General features: G+C 47.3%; 20 protein-coding genes. 5 read left to right on the top strand and 15 right to left on the bottom strand.

All coding sequences use genetic code 11. The annotated features are described in order from the left end of the window. Positions 1-27 precede the first annotated feature (27 nt). From KVT36_RS14270 to KVT36_RS14255, 4 genes are all read right to left on the bottom strand, one after another. Positions 28-408, bottom strand: a complete 381-nt coding sequence (locus tag KVT36_RS14270) for a hypothetical protein (RefSeq protein ID WP_217604176.1) — start codon at positions 406-408, stop codon at positions 28-30. 164 nt (positions 409-572) lie between these two features. Further along, the gene (locus KVT36_RS14265) at positions 573-1,787 is read right to left on the bottom strand and encodes a CehA/McbA family metallohydrolase (protein ID WP_254640002.1); all 1,215 of its coding nucleotides are present in this window, start codon (positions 1,785-1,787) and stop codon (positions 573-575) included. Between the two features lie 130 nt (positions 1,788-1,917). Then, entirely contained in the window at positions 1,918-3,012 is a 1,095-nt protein-coding gene (locus KVT36_RS14260; RefSeq protein WP_217604175.1) for a suppressor of fused domain protein, read from the bottom strand. A 75-nt stretch (positions 3,013-3,087) separates the two neighbouring features. After that, positions 3,088-4,248 carry a VCBS repeat-containing protein gene (locus KVT36_RS14255; protein WP_217604174.1) on the bottom strand — a complete coding sequence of 387 codons (1,161 nt, stop codon included), beginning with the start codon at positions 4,246-4,248 and terminating at the stop codon, positions 3,088-3,090. A gap of 132 nt (positions 4,249-4,380) precedes the next feature. Here KVT36_RS14255 and KVT36_RS14250 point away from each other — a divergent pair, with 132 nt between their 5' ends. Then, on the top strand, positions 4,381-5,592 hold the full coding sequence (locus KVT36_RS14250; RefSeq protein WP_217604173.1) for an exo-beta-N-acetylmuramidase NamZ domain-containing protein: 1,212 nt from the start codon (positions 4,381-4,383) through the stop codon (positions 5,590-5,592). Positions 5,593-5,607: 15 nt separating this feature from the next. Here KVT36_RS14250 and KVT36_RS14245 read toward each other — a convergent pair whose 3' ends face one another. After that, positions 5,608-6,873 (bottom strand): hypothetical protein, encoded by a 1,266-nt coding sequence (locus tag KVT36_RS14245; RefSeq protein ID WP_217604172.1) that lies wholly within the window; start codon positions 6,871-6,873, stop codon positions 5,608-5,610. A 153-nt stretch (positions 6,874-7,026) separates the two neighbouring features. On the opposite strand from KVT36_RS14245, the gene KVT36_RS14240 reads away from it, so the two are divergent. Beyond that, positions 7,027-7,902 carry a hypothetical protein gene (locus tag KVT36_RS14240; RefSeq protein WP_217604171.1) on the top strand — a complete coding sequence of 292 codons (876 nt, stop codon included), beginning with the start codon at positions 7,027-7,029 and terminating at the stop codon, positions 7,900-7,902. Between the two features lies 1 nt (position 7,903). Here KVT36_RS14240 and KVT36_RS14235 read toward each other — a convergent pair whose 3' ends face one another. Continuing rightward, positions 7,904-8,722 (bottom strand): SDR family oxidoreductase, encoded by an 819-nt coding sequence (locus KVT36_RS14235; protein WP_217604170.1) that lies wholly within the window; start codon positions 8,720-8,722, stop codon positions 7,904-7,906. An 80-nt stretch (positions 8,723-8,802) separates the two neighbouring features. Between KVT36_RS14235 and KVT36_RS14230 the strand changes: the two genes are divergently transcribed. After that, on the top strand, positions 8,803-9,174 hold the full coding sequence (locus KVT36_RS14230) for a helix-turn-helix domain-containing protein (protein WP_217604169.1): 372 nt from the start codon (positions 8,803-8,805) through the stop codon (positions 9,172-9,174). A 1-nt stretch (position 9,175) separates the two neighbouring features. Here KVT36_RS14230 and KVT36_RS14225 read toward each other — a convergent pair whose 3' ends face one another. Next, positions 9,176-9,376 (bottom strand): hypothetical protein, encoded by a 201-nt coding sequence (locus KVT36_RS14225; RefSeq protein WP_217604168.1) that lies wholly within the window; start codon positions 9,374-9,376, stop codon positions 9,176-9,178. A gap of 55 nt (positions 9,377-9,431) precedes the next feature. Between KVT36_RS14225 and KVT36_RS14220 the strand changes: the two genes are divergently transcribed. Next, complete coding sequence (locus KVT36_RS14220; RefSeq protein WP_217604167.1) at positions 9,432-11,126, top strand: beta-xylosidase; 1,695 nt, start codon at positions 9,432-9,434, stop codon at positions 11,124-11,126. 15 nt (positions 11,127-11,141) lie between these two features. Beyond that, positions 11,142-11,999, top strand: a complete 858-nt coding sequence (locus KVT36_RS14215; protein WP_217604166.1) for a DMT family transporter — start codon at positions 11,142-11,144, stop codon at positions 11,997-11,999. A 1-nt stretch (position 12,000) separates the two neighbouring features. On the opposite strand, the gene KVT36_RS14210 is transcribed toward KVT36_RS14215, so the two are convergent. From KVT36_RS14210 to KVT36_RS14175, 8 genes are all read right to left on the bottom strand, one after another. Further along, positions 12,001-13,347 carry a glycoside hydrolase family 105 protein gene (locus tag KVT36_RS14210; RefSeq protein ID WP_217604165.1) on the bottom strand — a complete coding sequence of 449 codons (1,347 nt, stop codon included), beginning with the start codon at positions 13,345-13,347 and terminating at the stop codon, positions 12,001-12,003. 434 nt (positions 13,348-13,781) lie between these two features. Further along, positions 13,782-14,723 carry a phosphatase PAP2 family protein gene (locus KVT36_RS14205; RefSeq protein ID WP_217604164.1) on the bottom strand — a complete coding sequence of 314 codons (942 nt, stop codon included), beginning with the start codon at positions 14,721-14,723 and terminating at the stop codon, positions 13,782-13,784. A 1-nt stretch (position 14,724) separates the two neighbouring features. Beyond that, a complete protein-coding gene (locus tag KVT36_RS14200) occupies positions 14,725-15,345 on the bottom strand; it encodes a sterol desaturase family protein (protein WP_254640001.1) in 621 nt (206 codons plus the stop codon). Between the two features lie 51 nt (positions 15,346-15,396). Next, entirely contained in the window at positions 15,397-16,677 is a 1,281-nt protein-coding gene (locus KVT36_RS14195) for a DUF4833 domain-containing protein (protein ID WP_217604163.1), read from the bottom strand. A gap of 81 nt (positions 16,678-16,758) precedes the next feature. After that, a complete protein-coding gene (locus tag KVT36_RS14190) occupies positions 16,759-19,326 on the bottom strand; it encodes a DUF5686 and carboxypeptidase-like regulatory domain-containing protein (RefSeq protein WP_217604162.1) in 2,568 nt (855 codons plus the stop codon). A gap of 8 nt (positions 19,327-19,334) precedes the next feature. Next, positions 19,335-19,706 carry a GtrA family protein gene (locus KVT36_RS14185; RefSeq protein ID WP_162277657.1) on the bottom strand — a complete coding sequence of 124 codons (372 nt, stop codon included), beginning with the start codon at positions 19,704-19,706 and terminating at the stop codon, positions 19,335-19,337. Positions 19,707-19,711: 5 nt separating this feature from the next. Continuing rightward, the gene (locus tag KVT36_RS14180) at positions 19,712-20,173 is read right to left on the bottom strand and encodes a phosphatidylglycerophosphatase A (RefSeq protein ID WP_217604161.1); all 462 of its coding nucleotides are present in this window, start codon (positions 20,171-20,173) and stop codon (positions 19,712-19,714) included. 2 nt (positions 20,174-20,175) lie between these two features. Further along, on the bottom strand, positions 20,176-20,448 hold a 273-nt coding region (locus KVT36_RS14175; protein ID WP_217604160.1), incomplete at its 5' end, for an inositol-3-phosphate synthase.

The following is a 20,448-nucleotide window of genomic DNA, read 5'->3' as shown; positions in this document are numbered from 1 at the left end:
GCTAACACCCTCCTTCTTAATCTTCTCTTACCACCAAACCGTTGTTTCTCCTTCATCAAAGGGAGGCCTTGGTGTTGTAAAATCAAAGAATTTAGCGCTCTCGCCCTGCACCATATCTTTTCCATTCACATCTGCAGCAACAAGTATCATCCTGTCATGATGCCCCCGTTCTGCACGGCCAAAGTAAACACGCACATACTTCATTCCGGGGATACGTAATATCTCTTCCAGCTCTGCTGCATCAATCCGGTAAGAACGAACGTAATTAGGAGTGTTGGCAGCTGCCAGGTCGGCTTCCCAGTTACGGCGCCATTTTACGGCGGTTTCCCGGGAGATCTCGTAAATACTGTGCTGGGTAGGTTCGGTTGCGGGCATAGGTGCAACAGGGGTGATCATTGGATCTTGCATGTTGTATGGGTTTAATGTTAACAACGTATGGGAATGTCATATTAAATATAACGTATAAAAACGGCACCCGTATTCACTCTTTCGTGCTATAAAAAAGAAAAAGCTTCGGGCATAAAATGCTCAAAGCTTTTTCTTTGTGTATCACATTTAAGCTCACTTCATCCTCAAAAATTCGGATCAAAATTAAAATAGATCGGGTTAGACAGCCCTACCATATTGCCGCTCAATGCCATTGATCCCGGCACTTGCGGATAGGGTGTTGCCGGCCCCCCTACCGTAACGCGGTAATAAGTGCGGCCCAGTGCTGCTGGTGTGTCCGTAAACTCGGCAGTGGGCGTTTGACCGGTCACGTATAACGAGTCGAACTTGTTACCGTTCTTTACAATGCTAATAGTATACGATGCATCCGGAACAGTATTTCCTGTTAGCTGAACACGGAACCTCACAGCCTTGCCCGTAGCCTTAACGTTATCACCCATCATCATATCCATCTTACCATCCTGATCCAGGTCTGCATAAAATTCAATGCGGGGTGCGTATGGATTTGCGCTAACAGCAACCCTGCCATTTGTGAGGGCATCTACAACTGCCTGCGGAGTACGTGCTGTGGCAAACACCCAGGTTGTTGGAGTGCCAACATAGTTAGCCTTCGCCTGCACACTGTTCTTTGTTGCTTTGTCGGGTGTATCCGGCGTACCATGGTGCGCATCGCTCCCTCCCCTGCCGGTTAACTTGCGGCCTGATGACAGCATGTCGTCCCAGATCATGATCGCATTTTCATTCTTTGACCAGATCGCGGAATTCCAGACCTCAATAGATTCAATGATATCATAGGAATATCCAAAATGATCTTTCCCGCTGGGATGGTTGGCAGACAAATGGATCCCAAGCTGTTTCTTTACAGCGCCTATGACCACATCGCGCTGATCACGAACGTCGTATAACCGTTGATGATCGTACGGTTTGGCAGAAAATGCATTGCCGTGGCCGCGGGTGGTTGTCCATTCTGCACCGTACAACAGCAGCACGGAGTCTGATTTGAACTCAGGATCGGCCCAGGTGTTATTCGCAACATCACCATCAACATGGTTATCGTGATCCGTGATGCAGAGATAATCTATACCAACGGACTTAGAAAATGCGATGATCTTTGCAACAGGGTTATTCGATGATTCCTTACTATGCCGGGAGTGTAAGTGAAGATCTCCCTTTAACCACACCCCATTAGTGAGGCTGGCTACCGGCGGCAGCGTATTAATGACCGTAGGTGCCCATGGATTACTGTGGCCTGACTGTGCCAATGCAGCACTGCTGATACATCCCATCAGCAGCCCGGTATAGACCATACCTGCAAGCATGCTGTTATTCCTGAACATCATATCAAAATTATTATTGAGTGCGCCGCAAAGTTATAAGACCCAAAACGCCGGCCATGTTAAATTTGCATCAACAAATACAAAAGCCGCAAACACTTATTCAGTGTTTACGGCTTCATAATTATGAAATATTCTATAAACCTTTTCTTTTTGCAACAACATGCGTGATCCCTGCGCCGATCATTTTTTCCAGCAGCTCATAACCACCATTAGCTTTGCTGTGCGCGCTTTCTCTTTCCGCCAGCGTTATGGGGCAGGCCCAATAAAGATTTACACGGTCGCCCTCTATAGATGGCAGGTCTATGGCCGGGCCTTTATACAGCGCGGATGAAAGAATAAAACTATCAAACCCTGCCGGCAAGCCGGATGAGCTAATGGTATGCCCCTCTCCCAGCCAGGTGAGGTTACGCCAGGGACTGTCTGCCATACCGGATACAGCCTGCGCCATGTTCATGATCTCCTCTTCTGTATAATCTTTTTTACTCACGGCAAGGCCCAGCTCCATTCTTCTGAAACCTGCTGCCTGGTCATTATACAACAGCTCTACCCAGGGCATAGGGCGGATACTTACGCCCAGGCTCATGAAATATACAACATCATCTTTCTCAAATCTGGCTAATGCCATGGGCGGCCACTGCTGCTGATCTATAGCATAATATTGCAGTGAGCTGCCGAGCTGCGCTTCGTACACGTCCAGGAACTGTTGCTGAATGGGCGGCCATGGATTGCTATCCTCATCTCCCCACTGATCCCAGAAAGCGGATGTTTTTTGCAGCCTTTCATATAACGCAGGCGCTGTTAGTGGGAAAATGCCCCTGTCCTCAACTATAGCGTTACAGTCCAATGTATAACAGGCACGTTGATCGGAATAAAGGCTCCATCCGGGAATAATGGCCATAGGCTCATCCTGGTAAAACACGGTAGCTCCATCATCTTCCTCATTCCACATGATGTTTACATATTCTGCCTGCAAAGGCTCCGCGCCTTGCGGGTGTTTACAATACTGTGCTTCCAGCAGCGGCGCCCTGCCCTCTTCCATGGCTGCGTTATCCCGCTCTTCAGGAGCAGCCTGCAGGTTGCGCAGCCAACAGGCTCTTATATTATAACGCTCGGAAAATTGCTCTGCGGGGTAAATATAAAAATAGGCGGTACGATCGTCCTGCTCTACTACAGCATGCAAAATACCGCGGTTATTAGGCTGTTCTAATAATACTTCGGGGGTATTCATCTTGTGAAAATGGTTTGATCTGCGCAGCAAGCTACAAATTATTTTTTACCCACCGTAACGCATATACTATCTGCCCTACCTCTTCTCCTGCTCAAAAAAGTATACGCCTTTCTTATTGCTCACCACAATATCCAATAACCCATCCTTATTCATATCTGTTACTACAAAGCTATTGCCGATCCCTGAATTGTTATCGATCTCATGCGGGATCCAGCGCGGGGTTTTACCGGGAATGTACTCAAACCAATACAATACTGCCGGCTCATACGCACCGGGATCATGGCCGTTATGCGCAAAATAACGTTTGCCGGTGATCAGGTCGGGATGGCCATCACGGTTAATATCTGCCATGGCCATGGCATGTGATTGAGAAAATGATGTATCGATATCATGGGTGATCCATTTACCGGCCGCCTGCTGCTCATGCCACCAGATACCGTAATTATGCGCGGAAGAGCTGATCACATCCATATCGCCATCACCGTCTGCATCCAGTACAAACATATTGGCGCAGTCTTTTCCAAGATCAGCAGGATGGAAGATCCAGTTAGCCTGTTTTACATCTGCAGGTGATTCCCACCAGCCGCTTTTAATGATCACATCATTGCGGCCGTCTTTATTCATATCTCCCCAACCCAGCCCGTGTGTGTAGCGGTGCGTACCTCTTGCGGGATCGCTGCTGATGATATAGCGCTGCCAGAGTGTATCTCCCTTGCCCACCGGCGGTTTCAACCAGATGACCTGTTTGGCCAACGTATCATTGCAGATCAGGTCATTTCTGCCATCCTTATCTACATCTGCAAAAAGCGGTGTTTCAATGCCGGCGGATGGCAGGATCATGTGCGAAGGCCAAAGCTTATCGTTGGTCTTCGGGTTTTCATACCACACACATACACCGCCAGGCTGGTCAAACCGGATCAGGTCTGCCCAGCCATCATTATTCACATCCATGCAAAAATTCAGAAAGGTGGTGCTGTAGCCCGGTACCGCGTGCAAAGTATCTGCATGCAGCAGGTGGCGTTGCCAGCCGGGCGCCTCATACCAGTAATTACCGGCCAGTATATCGGTACGGCCATCATTATTCACATCTCCGGTAGCAGCGCCTTCTGATACAAACACCGGGTTAATAACATGTTTTTTGAAAGTGACCGCTTTAGGCGATTGCTGTCCCTTGCAAATGGTGAGGACGGCCAGCAGCAGGAAAGCGGTAACCATGAGTGGAATTATTTTCTGCATAGTAGATCTAATGAGTACCTTAAAATAAAACAATAATCCCGCAATGTCTATTACTACCTAAAAGATTAGCAGCCCCCTTAAATATAGCCGGTAAAATAATTACCTTGTAATAACAACAGATGCAACATAACCATGTGGAAGTTTATTACGCTGATCTTTTTGCCATTTTGCTTTTCCTTTTTGCCGGCCAGTGAACCGGGAAAAACCGGTGCTCCCCCCGCCATCATCACCGGCGCAGACCAAACCGCGGCTTACCTGCCTTACCTGAAAGGCAAACGGGTAGGCATGCTGGCCAATACCACCTCTATCATTGGTACCCGGTCTATTGCAGATAGCTTACATGCCTTGGGCGTAAATATTAAAGTGATCTTTGGCCCTGAGCACGGCTTTCGTGGCAATGCCAGCAATGGCGCCAAGGTGGGCGATGAAATTGACCCGGCTACGGGTATCCCGGTAATTTCTTTATATGGTCAGAAAAGAAAACCTTCGGCAAAAGATATGGCTGGTATAGATATCATGATCTTTGATATACAGGATGTGGGCTGCCGTTTTTATACCTATATCAACAAGCTGGCGGATATTATGGAAGCCTGCGCTGAAAATAATAAAGAATTGCTGATCCTGGACCGGCCCAATCCCAACGGTTATGTAGACGGGCCTGTACTGGATATGAAGCTTAGCTCCGGTATTGGTAAATTCCCTATTCCCATTACGCACGGTATGACTATTGGTGAATTTGCGCAGATGATAAACGGCGAAGGATGGCTGCCCGGTAAACAAAAATGTAAAATAAAAGTGATCACCGTAAAACACTACGCGCATCACATGGACTATACTTTACCGGTGGCGCCATCGCCTAATTTAAACACACAGCAATCCATACTGCTCTATCCGTCGCTGTGTTTGTTTGAAGGTACCATCATCAGCCAGGGTCGCGGTACTCATATGCCTTTTACAGTGCTGGGTAACCCTGACCTGAAAGGGAAATATACTTTTTCCTTTACGCCGGTAAGCATACCCGGCATGTCTGAAACACCTTTACACCAGGATAAGGTTTGTTATGGCCTGGACCTGCGGCAGTATGATATGACAGCGCTCCGCAGCAGCGGCAAAGTGAATATTCAGTGGATGATAGAAATGTACAAAGCTTATCCCTTTAAAGAAAAATTCTTTGATATGAGCCAAAGCAAACAAATGGGCAATATAGATAAGCTGGCCGGTACTACTCTTTTTAAACAACAGATCATAGCCGGTAAATCAGAAGCAGAGATGCGTAAAAGCTGGGAGCCGCAGCTATCAGCATATAAAACCATGCGAAAAAAATATTTGCTGTATCCTGAATAGGGGTGGTGGACCTTACTAAAAAAATGCGCGGAACACAGGTTTATCCTGTTGATAGAGATTGATGTCCTTTACTGCGCCGGCGCCCCTGAAACGGTAGATCATGCCTACAATATGCACTGGTCTTTCAGGTAGCGCGCAGGTATATGCCGTTTTCCCGTTCACGTTATATTCAATAGTTTTACCAACACTTTTGCAGCCCACCTGTACCCAGTCTGAAAAATCTACCCCAAAACCAGACAGGTCGGCCTGTTTGCCGGAAACCATCTGGTCTACACTTAACAAACCTATTTCAGACACGCAACCTTTGGCAGAGAGGGGAATAACAATCGGCGAATCATCCGTAACCAGCATAATGGTTGTTAACCGACAGGCAGCCGCCCCTTCCCCGTACTCATTTTTTATACGAACGCTAAAAGCAAAATCCGACAAGGGAACCGGGTTAAAATTGCCTACATTATAAAAATATACATCCGGTGCATCCGGCTGCAGCGGTATATTATGTGCCGTAACAGCTTCTGCCGGTAAGTTTAACATGGTTTTATTCATGAAAGCGGCTGCCGGCAAATAAACAGGTACAGGCATTTTGCTTATAGCGGCCAGCCACCCATCAGTAGGTATGAGTAAGGGTATTTCTTTTACCACCTGGTTATCGGCCACCAGCTTGGCCACGTAAAATCCCGGTTCATAATAAACGGAGGTATGGGTATGCTGGTTCTTACTTACCAGGGTTCTTCTGCGTTTATCCCAGGATTGCTGGATGTAAACGGAATCTGTAGGTGCAGCAACCGCATCGTAAGTAAAAATAACCGAGTTGGGAATGGTGCGGGTAACCGGCTTTACCGCAAATTGATAATCACTTTTTTTAACCGGCGGCGGGGTTTTCTTTAAAGCAAAAATACCCAGCAGCGTAAGGGAGATCATCACGCTTCCGGCTAACATCCATACCAGCCTGCCCGGTTGCCGCTTAGCTGGTTTGGATACAGGTAAGGGGACTGCCGGTGCAGCAGCATTATCATGATCCGTATGTTCCTTTACAAACTGCCGCCAGTTAGCTGTACCCGCAAAGCGGGCCAGCGTATCCAGCGTAGTGATGCTAGGCAGGCTGTTATACGTAACGCGGCCCCACACCCTTCTTAAAGTGCTGGCGCTAAGGGATACACCTGTTTCGTCCAGGATCAGCTGCTGCAGATTTTCAAAATCCCTGCTTTGCCAGGCCGTACTATCACCCCAATCGAGCTTCTGCTCAATTATACGCAACAATTTATCTATATCTGCAGGCATTGGAAATCAGTGTGATAAAACTTGAAAAAACTTGTACCATCCGTGAATTGTACCTGTGTTACACCTGTGATAGCTTTGAACAACAATACAGCTCCTTCCGCAAAAAGTTACAATCTTTTTTTGGTTTATCATTCACCCTCAACCTGTTTAACTATGTACAAACACTTTATGATTGCCTTGTTACTGGTACTGACCACCAACCTGGTATGCCGGGCGCAAACTGATTTCTGGAACAGCGCCCATGCCTACCTGGGACAAACACCACCGGGTGATACGCCTAAGATCTTTGCACCTACCCTGCTGCCCGATACCGGCATTGCAATGGACCGGGTAGCCTGGTCAGCAGACGGCAAGGAGTTTTATTATTGTAATGCGCTGAAATGGTTCAGCACCGGCACCAACAAGATCAAATACTTCAGGTATACAGATCATCAGTGGAAAGGTCCGTTTATTTTAATAGACCAGTTTTATGCACCCACCTTTTCATTAGATGACAACACTTTATACTTACAGTTAAATCAAGGAGAGGTATGGCAATCGCGGCGCAAGGGCCATGACTGGACCAAACCGGAACTTTACCTGAAAAAAAATTACGGCCTCTATGATTTTATGCCGGTGCAAAGCGGTGCTTTTTACGTGGGCAGTAACGGGAAGCAGGGAAGCATGCAGGATTGGAGCACCTATGATTTCTGCAAATTCACCATGTCGGCCAAAGATACCACCATTCAAAGCCTGGGCGCGCCGTTAAACACACCCGGCTTTGACGGGGATTTTTTCATTGCAAGAGATGAATCCTTCATCATTATCAGCGCCAAAGAAACGAAGGACTTTGAATGCGAGCTCTATATCAGCCACCGGAAAAATGACGGCACCTGGACCACGCCGGAAAGCATGGGACCACTCATTAACAATGGCACCGCACACCGCTGGGGACAATATGTTACACCGGATAACAAATACCTTTTCTATACACAAGGCACCAGCGAAAAGGACTGCCACATTTATTGGGTACGGTTCCACAAACCCTAGCCTAATTAAAATTAGCGGCTATCTTTTCCAGGTATTCCTCAATGGGTAAGCTGTTGCGCATATCCATCAGGTTCTTACCCATGTTACCGATCAATGTCCTGAACTGTTGGTTCTTACCGGTGGCCAGGGCATTGATCTCATCTACGATCACTTGCGGATCGTCGCGCAGGGAAGGGTCTGCATTATCCATCAGGGCTTTTACCCGGTTAACCATAGGATCATAATCCGTAATAGTGGGATGGGTGGTCCAGACTATATTTTCCTTGAAATTGTTACCGTTAGAGCCGCCCTGTTCTATGAGCCGCAGCTGAATGTTGAAGGGTTTTAACTCATAGTACAAACCTTCCGTTAAACCTTCCAGCGCAAACTTGGACATATTGTATAAAGAGCCGGCTGGCACCGCAGTAGTTACACCCATAAAAGAGCTGATGTTAATGAACATGCCACCTTTATTGGCCCTGAAATGCGGCAGGAAAGCGCGGATCACGTTAATAGGGCCATGTACATTTACGGCAAACTGCTGGTCAATAACGGAATCCGCTGCAAATTCCAGCGGGCCGTAAATGCCTATGCCTGCATTATTCACCACCACATCAATTTTCCCGAATGCAGCAATAGCCGCTTCAGTAGCCTGCTGTACCTGCGTTACATCTGTAACATCCAGCTTAAAGATCCTGATATTGGGGTAGGCGGTTAATGTTGTTTCCTTTTCCGGGCTCCGCATGGTAGCTGCTACCTGCCAGCCCTGTTTGGCAAAATGAATGGCCGTTAACTTACCCAAACCGGTACTGGTGCCGGTAATAAAAATTGTTTTGCTCATTTTCTGTTTGTTTAAATCCAGTGCAAATATCCGGCGCAATTGGTATAACTTTGTAACCAGTATAACAGAGTATACCTGGTATGCATTTAGAAAAACAGGCAAAAAAGATATTATCCTTCCCCCGTAGCCAGCCAGAGGAAGTGCAGGCATTGCAGGATACCATTTATGTAATAGGTGGTAAATGGAGGCTGCCTATTATTAACTCCATTTGTAATGGCAACAAGCGCTTCCGCGATATACAGCGCAGCATTCCGGGCATTACCACCCGCATGTTATCCAGGGAGCTAAAGGAAATGGAGCTGAATAAGCTCATTACCCGCACCGTATATGCAGATATACCTGTGAGTGTGGAATATGAAAGCACGGATTACTGCAAAACCTTTGGCCCTATCATATTAGCTATGATAGACTGGGGCAAAAAGCACAAAAAGAAAATAACCGGTAAAGGATAACTTACCGTTCCAGCTGAAAGCCAGGTTCCAGCCGCGGACGCTGCGCTGCATTGGCTACCGCAAAATAATCCCCGCTCCTCTGCCCCATGCCATACAAACAAGGCGGAACGCTTGCCCGGCTTTGATGGAACGCGCGGCCAATGGCCAGCAGCGCTGCACTTACGGTAGCATTATACTTATTTAGTAGATAAAAATAATACATTCCATTTTATTTTCTTCAAACCGTATCTTTAATAGTTCCACATAAAATTGTGCGTATGACCCAATCAACTTCCGTTCGTTCTATACTATTATTGCTTGTGCTTACCGGCATTGGCTTTCGCTGCCTGGCGCAGGATACCGTAGCCATACAGGTGCACCTGGACCAGCCCAAAGGCCCTATGACACCCATTTGGGCCTGGTTTGGCTATGATGAGCCCAACTACACTTACATGAAAGACGGGCAAAAGCTGCTTACTGAAATTTCGCAGCTAAGCAAAGTACCGGTGTATGTAAGAACACACAGCCTTTTAGTGACCGGCGATGGCGAGGCTGCTTTAAAATGGGGATCTACCAACGCCTATACGGAAGATAAAAATGGTAATCCAGTATATGACTGGACCATTACTGACCGCATATTTGATACCTATATAAAACGTGGCATGAAACCACTGGCACAGATCGGGTTTATGCCGCAGGCCTTGTCTGTAAAGCCGGAGCCTTACCGGCACCACTGGCAGCCAGACCATCCGTATGACGAAATTTTTACCGGCTGGGCCTACCCGCCTAAAGACTATAAAAAATTTGCGGCGCTGGTATATGCCTGGGTGCAGCATTGCGTGGCACGTTATGGTAAAAAAGAAGTGGAAAGCTGGTACTGGGAATTATGGAATGAACCTAATATCGGTTACTGGAAAGGCACTACAGAAGAATACATTAAACTATATGATTACACGGCCGACGCAGTAAAACGCGCCTTGCCCACTGCACGTATAGGCGGCCCTGAAGTAACCGGCCCTAACTGGAAAGATGCAGCCGACTTCCTGAAAGCTTTCCTGGACCATGTGGTGAACGGCACCAACTATGTAACCGGTAAAACCGGCTCCCCGCTGGATCTGATCTCCTTTCATGCCAAAGGCGCGCCCACCCTGGTAAATGGCGTAGTGCAAATGAACATGGGCACACAGCTGCGCGATATTGATAAAGGCTTTGAAATAGTAGCTTCCTACCCCACGTTGAAACATTTGCCCATTATCATTGGCGAATCAGACCCGGAAGGCTGTGCTGCCTGTTCTGAAAAATATCATCCGGAAAATGCCTACCGCAATGGTACCATGTATAGCAGCTATACGGCAGCCTCCTTTGCCCGCAAATATGAGCTGGCAGCGGCCCGCGGCGTAAACCTGGCCGGCGCCGTTACCTGGGCTTTTGAGTTTGAGGACCAGCCCTGGTTTGCCGGTTTCCGCGACCTGGCCACCAATGGCGTAGATAAACCGGTGCTGAACGTGTTCCGTATGTTTGGCAAAATGCAGGGCAATCGTGTAGCCGTTAGCGGGGCATTGGCATATGACTTTATTAAAATAAAAGATTCCAGCGTGCGTGGCCCACAACCGGATATTAACGCCCTGGCCACAAAAGATGCCCGCACGGCTGCCATAATGGTCTGGAACTACCATGACAATAACAGCCCTGCGCCGGCTACCCCTGTTAGCATTACTATTCAGGGCATAACGGCCAGTAAAGTACGGCTGCAGCAATACCGGATTGATGCCAGCCACAGCAATGCCTATGAAGCCTGGAAACAAATGGGATCACCCCGGCAGCCTACACCTGAACAAATAACAACCTTGGAAAAAACAGGACAGCTGCAGGTTACAGGCGGTCCGGAAACACTACCTGTAAATAACGGCGCAGCTGTAGTGCGCCTGCAGCTACCGTGGCAGGCCGTATCGTTATTCCAGCTTTCCTGGTAAAAGCAGTTTATACCTATGAGCATTCAGGCATTATTACTGGTTATTATTGCAGCGGTATTACATGCTGCCTGGAACCTCATCACCAAACAGGTGAACGGTAAGCTGCCCTTTTTCTGGCTGGTATCGCTGGTAGCCAGTATCCTATGTGTACCCTTTCTTTTGTTACAATCTTCGCCTGTGCGGTTTACCTGGACGCAGACCGTATTGATCTTTGCCCTGGTAAGCGCTATCCTGCACCTGTTATATTTTGTGCTGCTGCAAACCGGTTACCGCAAGGCTGACCTGTCTGTAGTGTACCCGGTAGCGCGGGGCGCCGGGCCACTATTTTCCGTAACAGGCGCGGTGCTGCTGTTCCATGAAAAACCAAGCCTGCTGGCCATTACCGGCATTTGCCTGATCATTGCAGGTGTAATTGTAATGACAGGTTTTAAAGTAACAAAGAATACGCGGGTGGCTACTGGTTTACAATATGGTTTGCTCACGGGCTTATTCATTGCCATGTACACGTTATGGGATAAAGCAGCCGTGGTGGATTATCATGTATCTGCCCTGTTCATCACCTTTGCCTCCATGCTGCTGCCACTGCTATTATTAATACCGGTAATGCTTAAACGGCGGCAGGAGGTGGTGGAAGAAGCCCGCCTGCATTGGAAGCAGGTAATAATGGTGGCCGTTTTTCAACCCCTCTCCTACCTGCTGGTGCTGATAGCGCTAAAAACCACGCCCATTACGTATGTGGCCCCGGCGCGTGAATTAAGCATTGTAGTAGGCGTGTTTTTTGGTACCAACCTGCTGAAAGAAGCAGATGCAAAAAAACGCATAGTGGCTGCCGTAGTGATACTGGCAGGCATTGTATTACTGGCAATAGGGTAATTTATTTTTGATCTATTTGCAGGGAACTATCGTTGATCACAAACGGGAAATGTTTTAACAGGTTCAATACTTCAGCACCTGCCAGCAATACCGGTCCGTAGCCATGAGCGGCATACACATTTACCGGGCGGTAATAATAAAATGCCGGGTCAAAAGCCATACCGGTGCCCACACAGGTACCTTCCACCTGCCCCTTATCATTTACTTTGGTAGCAACCGCATTCCAGGCCAGTAATGCTGCTGGTCCATAGGACATGGCATTCAGCCAGCCTTTATTAATACCGTGTGCATAACAGTATGCATAAATAGCCGTGGCAGAGGTTTCCAGGTAAGAATCATTACGGTCCAGCAGCTGATGCCAGAAACCCTGACCGGTTTGGTAGCTGGCCAGCCCTTTTGCCAGTGCGCGGAACTGCGCCAGCACAGCAGGTTTGCCGGGATGGGTATCCGGCAGCACTTCCAGCAGCTCTGTCATAGCCAGGAAGGCCCAGCCATTGGCGCGGCCCCAGTGAAATTGAGGATGCACATCCATGCCCTGCACCCAGCCATGCATATACAATCCTTTTTCTTTATTGAACATGCGTTGGGAAAATTGCAGCACCTGTTTCACCGCATCATCAAAATAAGCGCGCTGGCCGGTAAGCTTGCCCATTTGCGCCAGGGCCGGTACGCTCATATACAGGTCATCCAGCCAGAGTGTATTTTTCTGGGGGCGGTTGCGGGCCAGGGTACCATCCGGCAGGCGAAATTCTTTATGAGATATGTAATCAATATAATGATCTGCCAGGGGCCGCAAATTGGGCTGGCCGCCAGCTCGCAGCGTTTTAACCACTGCGGCGCACATAGCGCCGGCATCGTCCAGGGCATGGGGGAAAAGCACGGCCCGCAGTGGATTGGCATTGTTACCGGGCTGCTGGTATAATTTGCTGAAGGCCGGTTGTGCATCTGCAATAAAGTGCAGGCGTTTTTTCGTGTAGGCGGTAAAGGTAGTATCGCCGGTGGCTTCCCCGGCCAGTAACATACCGCAGTAGGTAACGCCCCATTCATAGCTGGTAAGGCGGAAAGCCCCCTGCTGCCAGGTGGTATTTTCATTCACCGCAGCAAAGTCTTTTACCAGCTGCCCGGAAACCTTATCTACCAGCTGCACCGGTGTAACTGTATCTAAATAATGATAAATGCGGTACAGCACCTGCTTTACCTGATCTGCTGTGGGAGCGCCATAAGGAACTACGTAATCAGGTTGCAGGGCATGTAAAGGCGTGGTTACATCATTCCCGCCGGACTGGGGATATACAACAGATGAAACAAATAATAAAAAAACCAGGGAAATAAGTTTTGCAGCTTTCATAACATGGACGTATCTAAGTATTTAAATATACCCAAATACCCATACAGGGGTATCCTATACTGTCACGGTAGGTCATAAAAAAACTGAACGCTTAACAGTTTTACCGTTAAGCGTTCAGCATCTCTGCATTACTACCTCAGCACATCCCTGGCATACCGTTTTGGGTTCCTTCTCTTCCTGTATATTCACAAATGGATGCGGCATGGAAGGGGATCAAACCGCTGCATAATTCAACATCCTCAACACTAATTGCACTGATGTAGCGTTCTGTCTTGTTAACTATTATTCAAATGATATGCCGGACTGCCGTATTATTTCATATAGCCGGTAACTATAGCAATATCAATCCATAAGGAGTAACAGGCTGCTACAGCCAATGTTTAACGCTATTAGCAGTGTTGCATTTTCTATAATAATGTGGAGATACCTGCCCATCAGGTATGGCGGTACAAATACTGTAAGAAGCTAATGAAGAAATAGCGCCGGCATAATACCTTCTGATATAACAGAATGCCCAGTACGGCGCATATAATACCGGCCAGTACATCCAGCACATAATGGTGGCTGGTGTACACTGCGGCAAACCAGATACCCAGTGTTACAATGGTTGACAGCACGCGAAAGAAAATACTTTTACTTTTCCAGGAAAATACCCATACGATCAGCGGATAGGCAGAGTGTAAAGAAGGCATAGCCGCAAATACATTGGAGCTTTTGGCGTAAATGCCGTGAAAAATATTCACCTGGAAAAAAGTATCAAACCGGGCCAGTCCGGCAGTATTACCGGGGGTATGCACATGCAGGGTATATCCATACTGCTGCACATACCAGGGCGCGGCAGCAGGGTAAGTATAATATACTACAAAGCCCAGCAGGTTAGTAAGGAAAAAGATCAGCGCAAAATGAAAAAACTGCATGCGGTTGGTATAAAATAAATATACCGCAAAAGCCAGTGGCAGAGGGATCCAGCACAGGTAAAACAAACCGCACAGCACATCCAGGAAAGTATGGGAATGCGCCAGCCAGTATTCATTTGGGGTAAGCACCGTACTACCGGAATGAATGCCAAAAACACTTTTCTCCGCATTGTAAATGCTTTCTATATGCACTGTTCCAAACTGGTAGTTGGGAAAAGCCTTCATATAGTCAAACACGATCCAGTAAACAATAAAGATGGAAAAGCCTATGATAAACTTACGCGTAGGACGCGAGAGATAGAATGCCCCGTTAAACAAACCTACCAGCACCAGCTGATCACTCTTAAAGCCCACCAGTAAGGTTGACAGCAGCAGGTATGCTACGCTGAGCAGCGTAGTAATAAGTACTGTTTTGCGATCAAAGAATGGAATAGGTGTGACAGTTGAAAATGAATCCATTTTACTTCTTTATAAAATCCGACCCAAGGACCTTATCCCACAGCGCCGAACTTACGCCGTATCCCTTGGTTGGATCTGAATAGTGGTGCAGCATATGATGCTTTTTCAGCTTCATCCAGAGCTTATTCTTAAAATTCAGGTGGTGAAAAGCATAATGCGATATATCATAGCAAAGATACCCTAACACAAAACCCGGGTAAAACGCATACAGGTATGCTTCGCCTACGAGCGCCCTAAACAGGAAATAAAAACCAATGGCCAGCGGAATGCTAACGGAAGGCGGCAGCACCAGCCTTAACCTGTCATTAGGATAGTCATGATGCACCCCATGAAAAATGAAATGAAGGCGCAGCCCCCACCTGGATTTAGGTATGAAGTGAAACACCCAGCGGTGCATAATGTATTCCGTAATGGACCATAAAAATAAGCCGGCAGCAAAACAGCCAATGAAAGGCAGTATGCCCATACCTACCATGGCAAAGGCCCGCCAGGTACAATACAGGATCACCGGCACATACAGGATCAGCGGTACCGTAAAATGTACTTTTGATAAGGCTTCCATCCATCCCTGCTTAAACATGCGGACAGATTCCTCGGAATTGGATACATAATTCTTTTTCATCCCGTTAATATATTTTATGTTACCCGTGTGGTGAGCGGGCACCAGTCTTTTCTATGGTTTAAAACGTTCTGTTTTTACTGCGCCGGTAACAGGATCTGTACCATTCAGCTCCACATATATAACATTAGGTACCCAAAAGGTACCACCTTCTATCTGGATCCAGATGTTGTTTAACAAAGCCATGGTATTACTGATCTTCATGTACATCTGGTACTGGCCTTTGTCAGACTTCATCAGGTACATAGGACGGCCATCATAGGCAACGGATTTAACCTCGTACTTTTCTGATGACAGGCGTTTTACCTTAATACCGTATGCAAATTTACGCTGAATAAAATTTAATCCCTTTTTTGTTCCTCCTTCTGTGTACCGCAGCCAGTAAACATTTACCGGGTCGTCCTCATCCAGGGTACCATCCGCTTTCAGGTTCAGGTCGTACACGATGGTATTGGAATTGGGCGTACGCTGCAGGTAATATAACATGTGCGGAATGCCGGTAGGTACCGGGAACTTAGGCCGTTCCGGACCGCCAGCCCTGGCGCCAATGCCGGTAAGCAGTATTATAAAAATACCGATCACCGCAATCAGTTGTTTACCAGGCGTTTTGCTTTTATGTTCTTCCATTGTCTGTTCTTTTTCCAGCGACCGTTTGGCTTCCCGCAGGCGGTTAATGGCAGTAATATTGCTCATGATAGCCAAAACGGTGATCGGAACTGTAAAGATAGACATGGTTTCAAATACATGAAATGGTATGCCCGGTATAAATAATTTATACCCGCCGCCAATGTAATGGCTGGCAATACCACAACCCAGGGCCGACAGGGCAATAAGCACCACCCGCTCCGGCCGCTGCATAAGACCGCCTTTACATTCAATACCCAGCCCTTCTGCCCGCGCGCGGGTGTAGCTTACCATCATAGACCCGATGAGGGCAATAAAGGCAAACAGGGAGCTGAGGAAGTAATGGTGCGCCACCAGGTAATAACAAATACCCAGGAACAGCACCAGCTCACTGTAACGGTCCAGCACGGAATCGTACAGGGCGCCGAATTTGGAGCTCATTTTACCCAAGCGGGCCACCTGCCCGTCCAGCATATCAAACAACCCAGCAAAAAGGATCAACGCGCCGGCCCAGCCCACGTAGGACAGGTCGCCACGGTTACTTTTTTCCGCCCCAACTATAAATATAATGGCTACGCCAATATTCAATATCAAACCTATGGTAGTGACCGCATTGGGCGTAAGGCCTATTTTTATTAAACCCTTTACCACGGGATTAATGACCACATAAATGCCCTGCTGCAACTTATCTCTGAATGTGCTCTTTTTCATCCGTTAATATTTTAATTTTTTCAGGCCGGATCACCCTACATCGCATATAGTTGATCTAATTTTAATTATGCAAATGTCTGCTTAAAAATCCAATCTTACCCGGGTTCTTATCCCCCAGGAAGAAATATCCGGATGGTCCAGGTAGGTAAACCGTTTAACCAGGTCTACCCGGATCAGCCTGAATATGTTGGCAATACCCACACTCCCCTCTATATAAGGCTTTTTACCCAGGGTGTAGGTAGAAAGTACGCCATTCTTATCCACTGGGAATTTGAACAGCGAGGGGTCGTTCTCCGGACGGTTCTCATCCCGCAGGCCGCCATATAGTATTTTACCGGCTGCCACCTCACGCCATTTCAGCTTTTTCAGCAAAGGTATTTTATTGAAAATAAATCCGTTAAAGTGATGGTCAATGTTTAAGCTAACATAATGGTCGCTCACAAACTCCAGGAAGTTCATTAAGTTATAGGATTCCAGCTGGTAAGCGTAGGTTTGGTTGGCGTGGTGAATACTAAGTAACGGAAAGGGCACCTTTCCAAAGGTGTAACCGCCCTCAAATACCACCTCACTATAACCTATGGGCGACATGTAGAACAATTTGTAAATGTTCAATGTAACGCTCTGGTAGTTATACTGGCTACCAAAAAGACCCTTTACCCCTGCAGTACCACGCAGCAAAAAGATCGGATATTTGTTCGGGATGGGTACCCGGAACTGTTTGCCCTGATAAAACTGCTCATGCGGCGCCCAACGGAACTCCAGTGAAAACTCGGAGGTTTTTACCCTTTGCACACTGTCAGGAAAACCGCCTACCGGCTGCCCTTTTATGTAGGCAAGACTACCGGCCGGTGACTGCGCCCAGTACTTGAACCCGAATTTAAAAGACGTATGGTTCACCAGCTCATGCAGGTAGTTAACATTGTAAATATCGTTGTACAGCCATTTATCATTGTTACCGCGTTTAAACGACAGCAGGAAGTTATCTTCCTGGATGAACTGCAGCGCCTGACCGGGAATTTGCATATCCCGCTGGTAGTTGGCAGAAAGCGAGCGTACCGGGAATTCCCAGATGGAACGGTGGGTAAAGGAGTAAGTGCCGCCAAAGTAATACTTCCACTTTTTATCCTTAAAACCATAAGCACCATACGATTCCAGGTAAATGCTCTTATTGAACTTAGGGGTGGTACGGCCGCCCAAACGCAGACGGAACCCTTCTACCGGGTTAAAGCTGTAAAAAGTGTTTACCGGGCCTACTTCTATGGGTCCAAAGCCCTTATAACCGGCCAGCAGCAGGGTAGCTATATCCATGGTGCGGCGGAAAGACCGGGTGTGCTGCAGGCTATCGATATTTTCATAAACCTTTGATTCTGCAGTGGTAAGGGTATCGTGCCGGTAATGCACCCAAAAGCTGTCCGTTGTTTTATCCGCACTATCTGCTTTTACAATGGGGTTGCCCTTATAAAAATCATCCGGCATGGGCTTATTAGCCACAAAATTCCGGAGCGATACCGTTCGTTCGCCATAAATACCGCCCTTGCCACTGGTAAACATGCCCATATCCGCCATCAGCGTACGCTTGCTGGTACGGTAGCGGCCATTGGGCATTTTCTCAAACTCCTGCATAATACGGAAACTGCGGATCCAGTTAAGGTTGGTATGCTTATTCCCCGTCATATCGGCGCGCTGTACAGCATAATGCCCGTCGGCCGTAATGAATAATTTGCCTTGCAGCAGCAGATCGGTCTGGTTACGGGGCACAAATGACAGCTCAATGAGCTTGGTACTGTCTTCTGTATAAAGGGTATCGGTAATAAAGTATTTATAAAAAGTAGGGCCGGCGTTGGAAATAGGACTCAGGAACTGGTTGGTGAACAGCATCAGGTTGTTGTCATAAATATCAAAGTCCTGGTAAATATGGTTCAGGTACTGGCTCATACCTGCGTTATCAATATAACTTTCGTCAAAACTTACCTTCTTATCGCCACGTACAAATGTTTTCTTTTTCTCAGGGTTACGGCGGTAATATACGTCGGCAATATTTTCTTCCAGGTAAATGGGCAACAGGGATTTACCTTCCACTTTTGTGGTGTCCCGGTTATCCATTATGAACTTGTATTTACGCAGCAGCCGGTTAGGCCTTTCCTTATCAGATGCGCTGCTGAGCGCAAACTGTAGCTTTTCGTACTGGTTATACTGCGCATAATCAAGGCCTTCAATACGGTTGCTGTCGCGGTGGTCCAGTACCAGGCGGATGAGATCTACTGCCGGGTTATCCTTATTGCGGTAACGGGCTGTTTTTGCACCTTTAACAATCACCTCTCCCAGCATGCGGGAAGTACTTTCCAGCCGTACGTTCACGGTTTGCTCTGTACCGGTGTTGATCTTTACCCTAAAGGTTTTGTAGCCCAGGCTGGCAACATGTATACTGTCATACCGGCCGGTGAACTGCAGGGTGAACTTACCATTAATGTCTGTAGATGTTCCAATGGCGGTACCGGGAATAAATACGTTTACAAAAGGCATGGGGGCCTTTTGCTTTGCGTCTGTAATAGTTCCTTTAATGGTGGTGTTTTGTGCGGATAAGCGCACCGAACAAATGGTTAACAACAATAACAGCGCAAGGCCAAATTTTTCCAAGCTATACTTCATAAGCTTATTCATCTGAAAACAAATTTCTTTTGCAATACATAGTTATATCCAATGCCAACTATTAAACCGGTTATAACTTTAGATACCCGGTAGTCCAAACCCATGTAATGCGTGAACATGAAAACTCCTGCTGCATTTAACAGGAGGTTGCCGGACCAAACCAGCGCGTATTTAATAAATTGCCATTCTACTTTCCCATCGGCAGCGTTAAACGCCCAAAGCCGGCCTAACATAAAATTAAGTACACCTCCGGCTATGGTACCTGTAATACTACCTGCCAGGTACCACCAGCCAAAAAAATCCACCAAAACGATTGTGGTCAAATAGTCGAAAGCGGTGGCTGCCAAAGATGATGCCTGTGCTTTCAGAAAGGTTGCCATTCTCATCAGAATAACCTGGCCCCCCTATACGCCACTTGTAACAGCACATTTGCACAAATACCGGCCAGCACATCATCCAGCATTACCCCCCAACCACCCGGCAGGCGTTCTGCCCGCCTGATATACAATGGTTTGGTAATATCAAAAATGCGGAACAGGATCAATCCTGCTACCACATATGGTATGCTTAAAGGCACCATCAGTAAGCTGATGCACATACCTGCTACTTCATCTATTACTACTTTTTGATTGTCCTTACCCCAAAAGGCTTCCACCTTATTACCACTCCATACCCCCAATACCGTAATGAAAGCGGTTACCGCCCATTGCATTGTAATATTGGGGATCTCCCCAACCTGAAGCGTATACCAGCAAATGGCGGTTACTACTGCTGCCAGCGTACCCGCTCCTTTGCCAACATAACCTATTCCCAGGCTGGTGGAGATCAATTGATGGAACCTGTTCATTTTTAAGCTTCACCCTCCTCGTAATAATCCAGGCCAAGGTGTGTAATCAGGTCCTCGCCCATCATATAACGTAAGGTATTTTCGAGTTTTATTAATTGTTTGAAAATATCATGCTCCGGCCTCAAACCAGGCGCTGTTTGCGGTGATTTGAAGTAGAATGACAGCCATTCCTGAATCCCTTCCATACCGGCTCTTTTAGCCAGATCAATGAATAAAGCCAGGTCCAGTACGATGGGTGCTGCCAATATAGAATCGCGGGACAGGGAATTTATCTT

Origin of the sequence: Chitinophaga sp. GbtcB8, assembly GCF_019091455.1 — a bacterium.
Classification (GTDB): domain Bacteria; phylum Bacteroidota; class Bacteroidia; order Chitinophagales; family Chitinophagaceae; genus Chitinophaga.
Note: the sequence above shows the minus strand (reverse complement) of the source record. Positions and strands in the feature narration are given on the sequence as shown.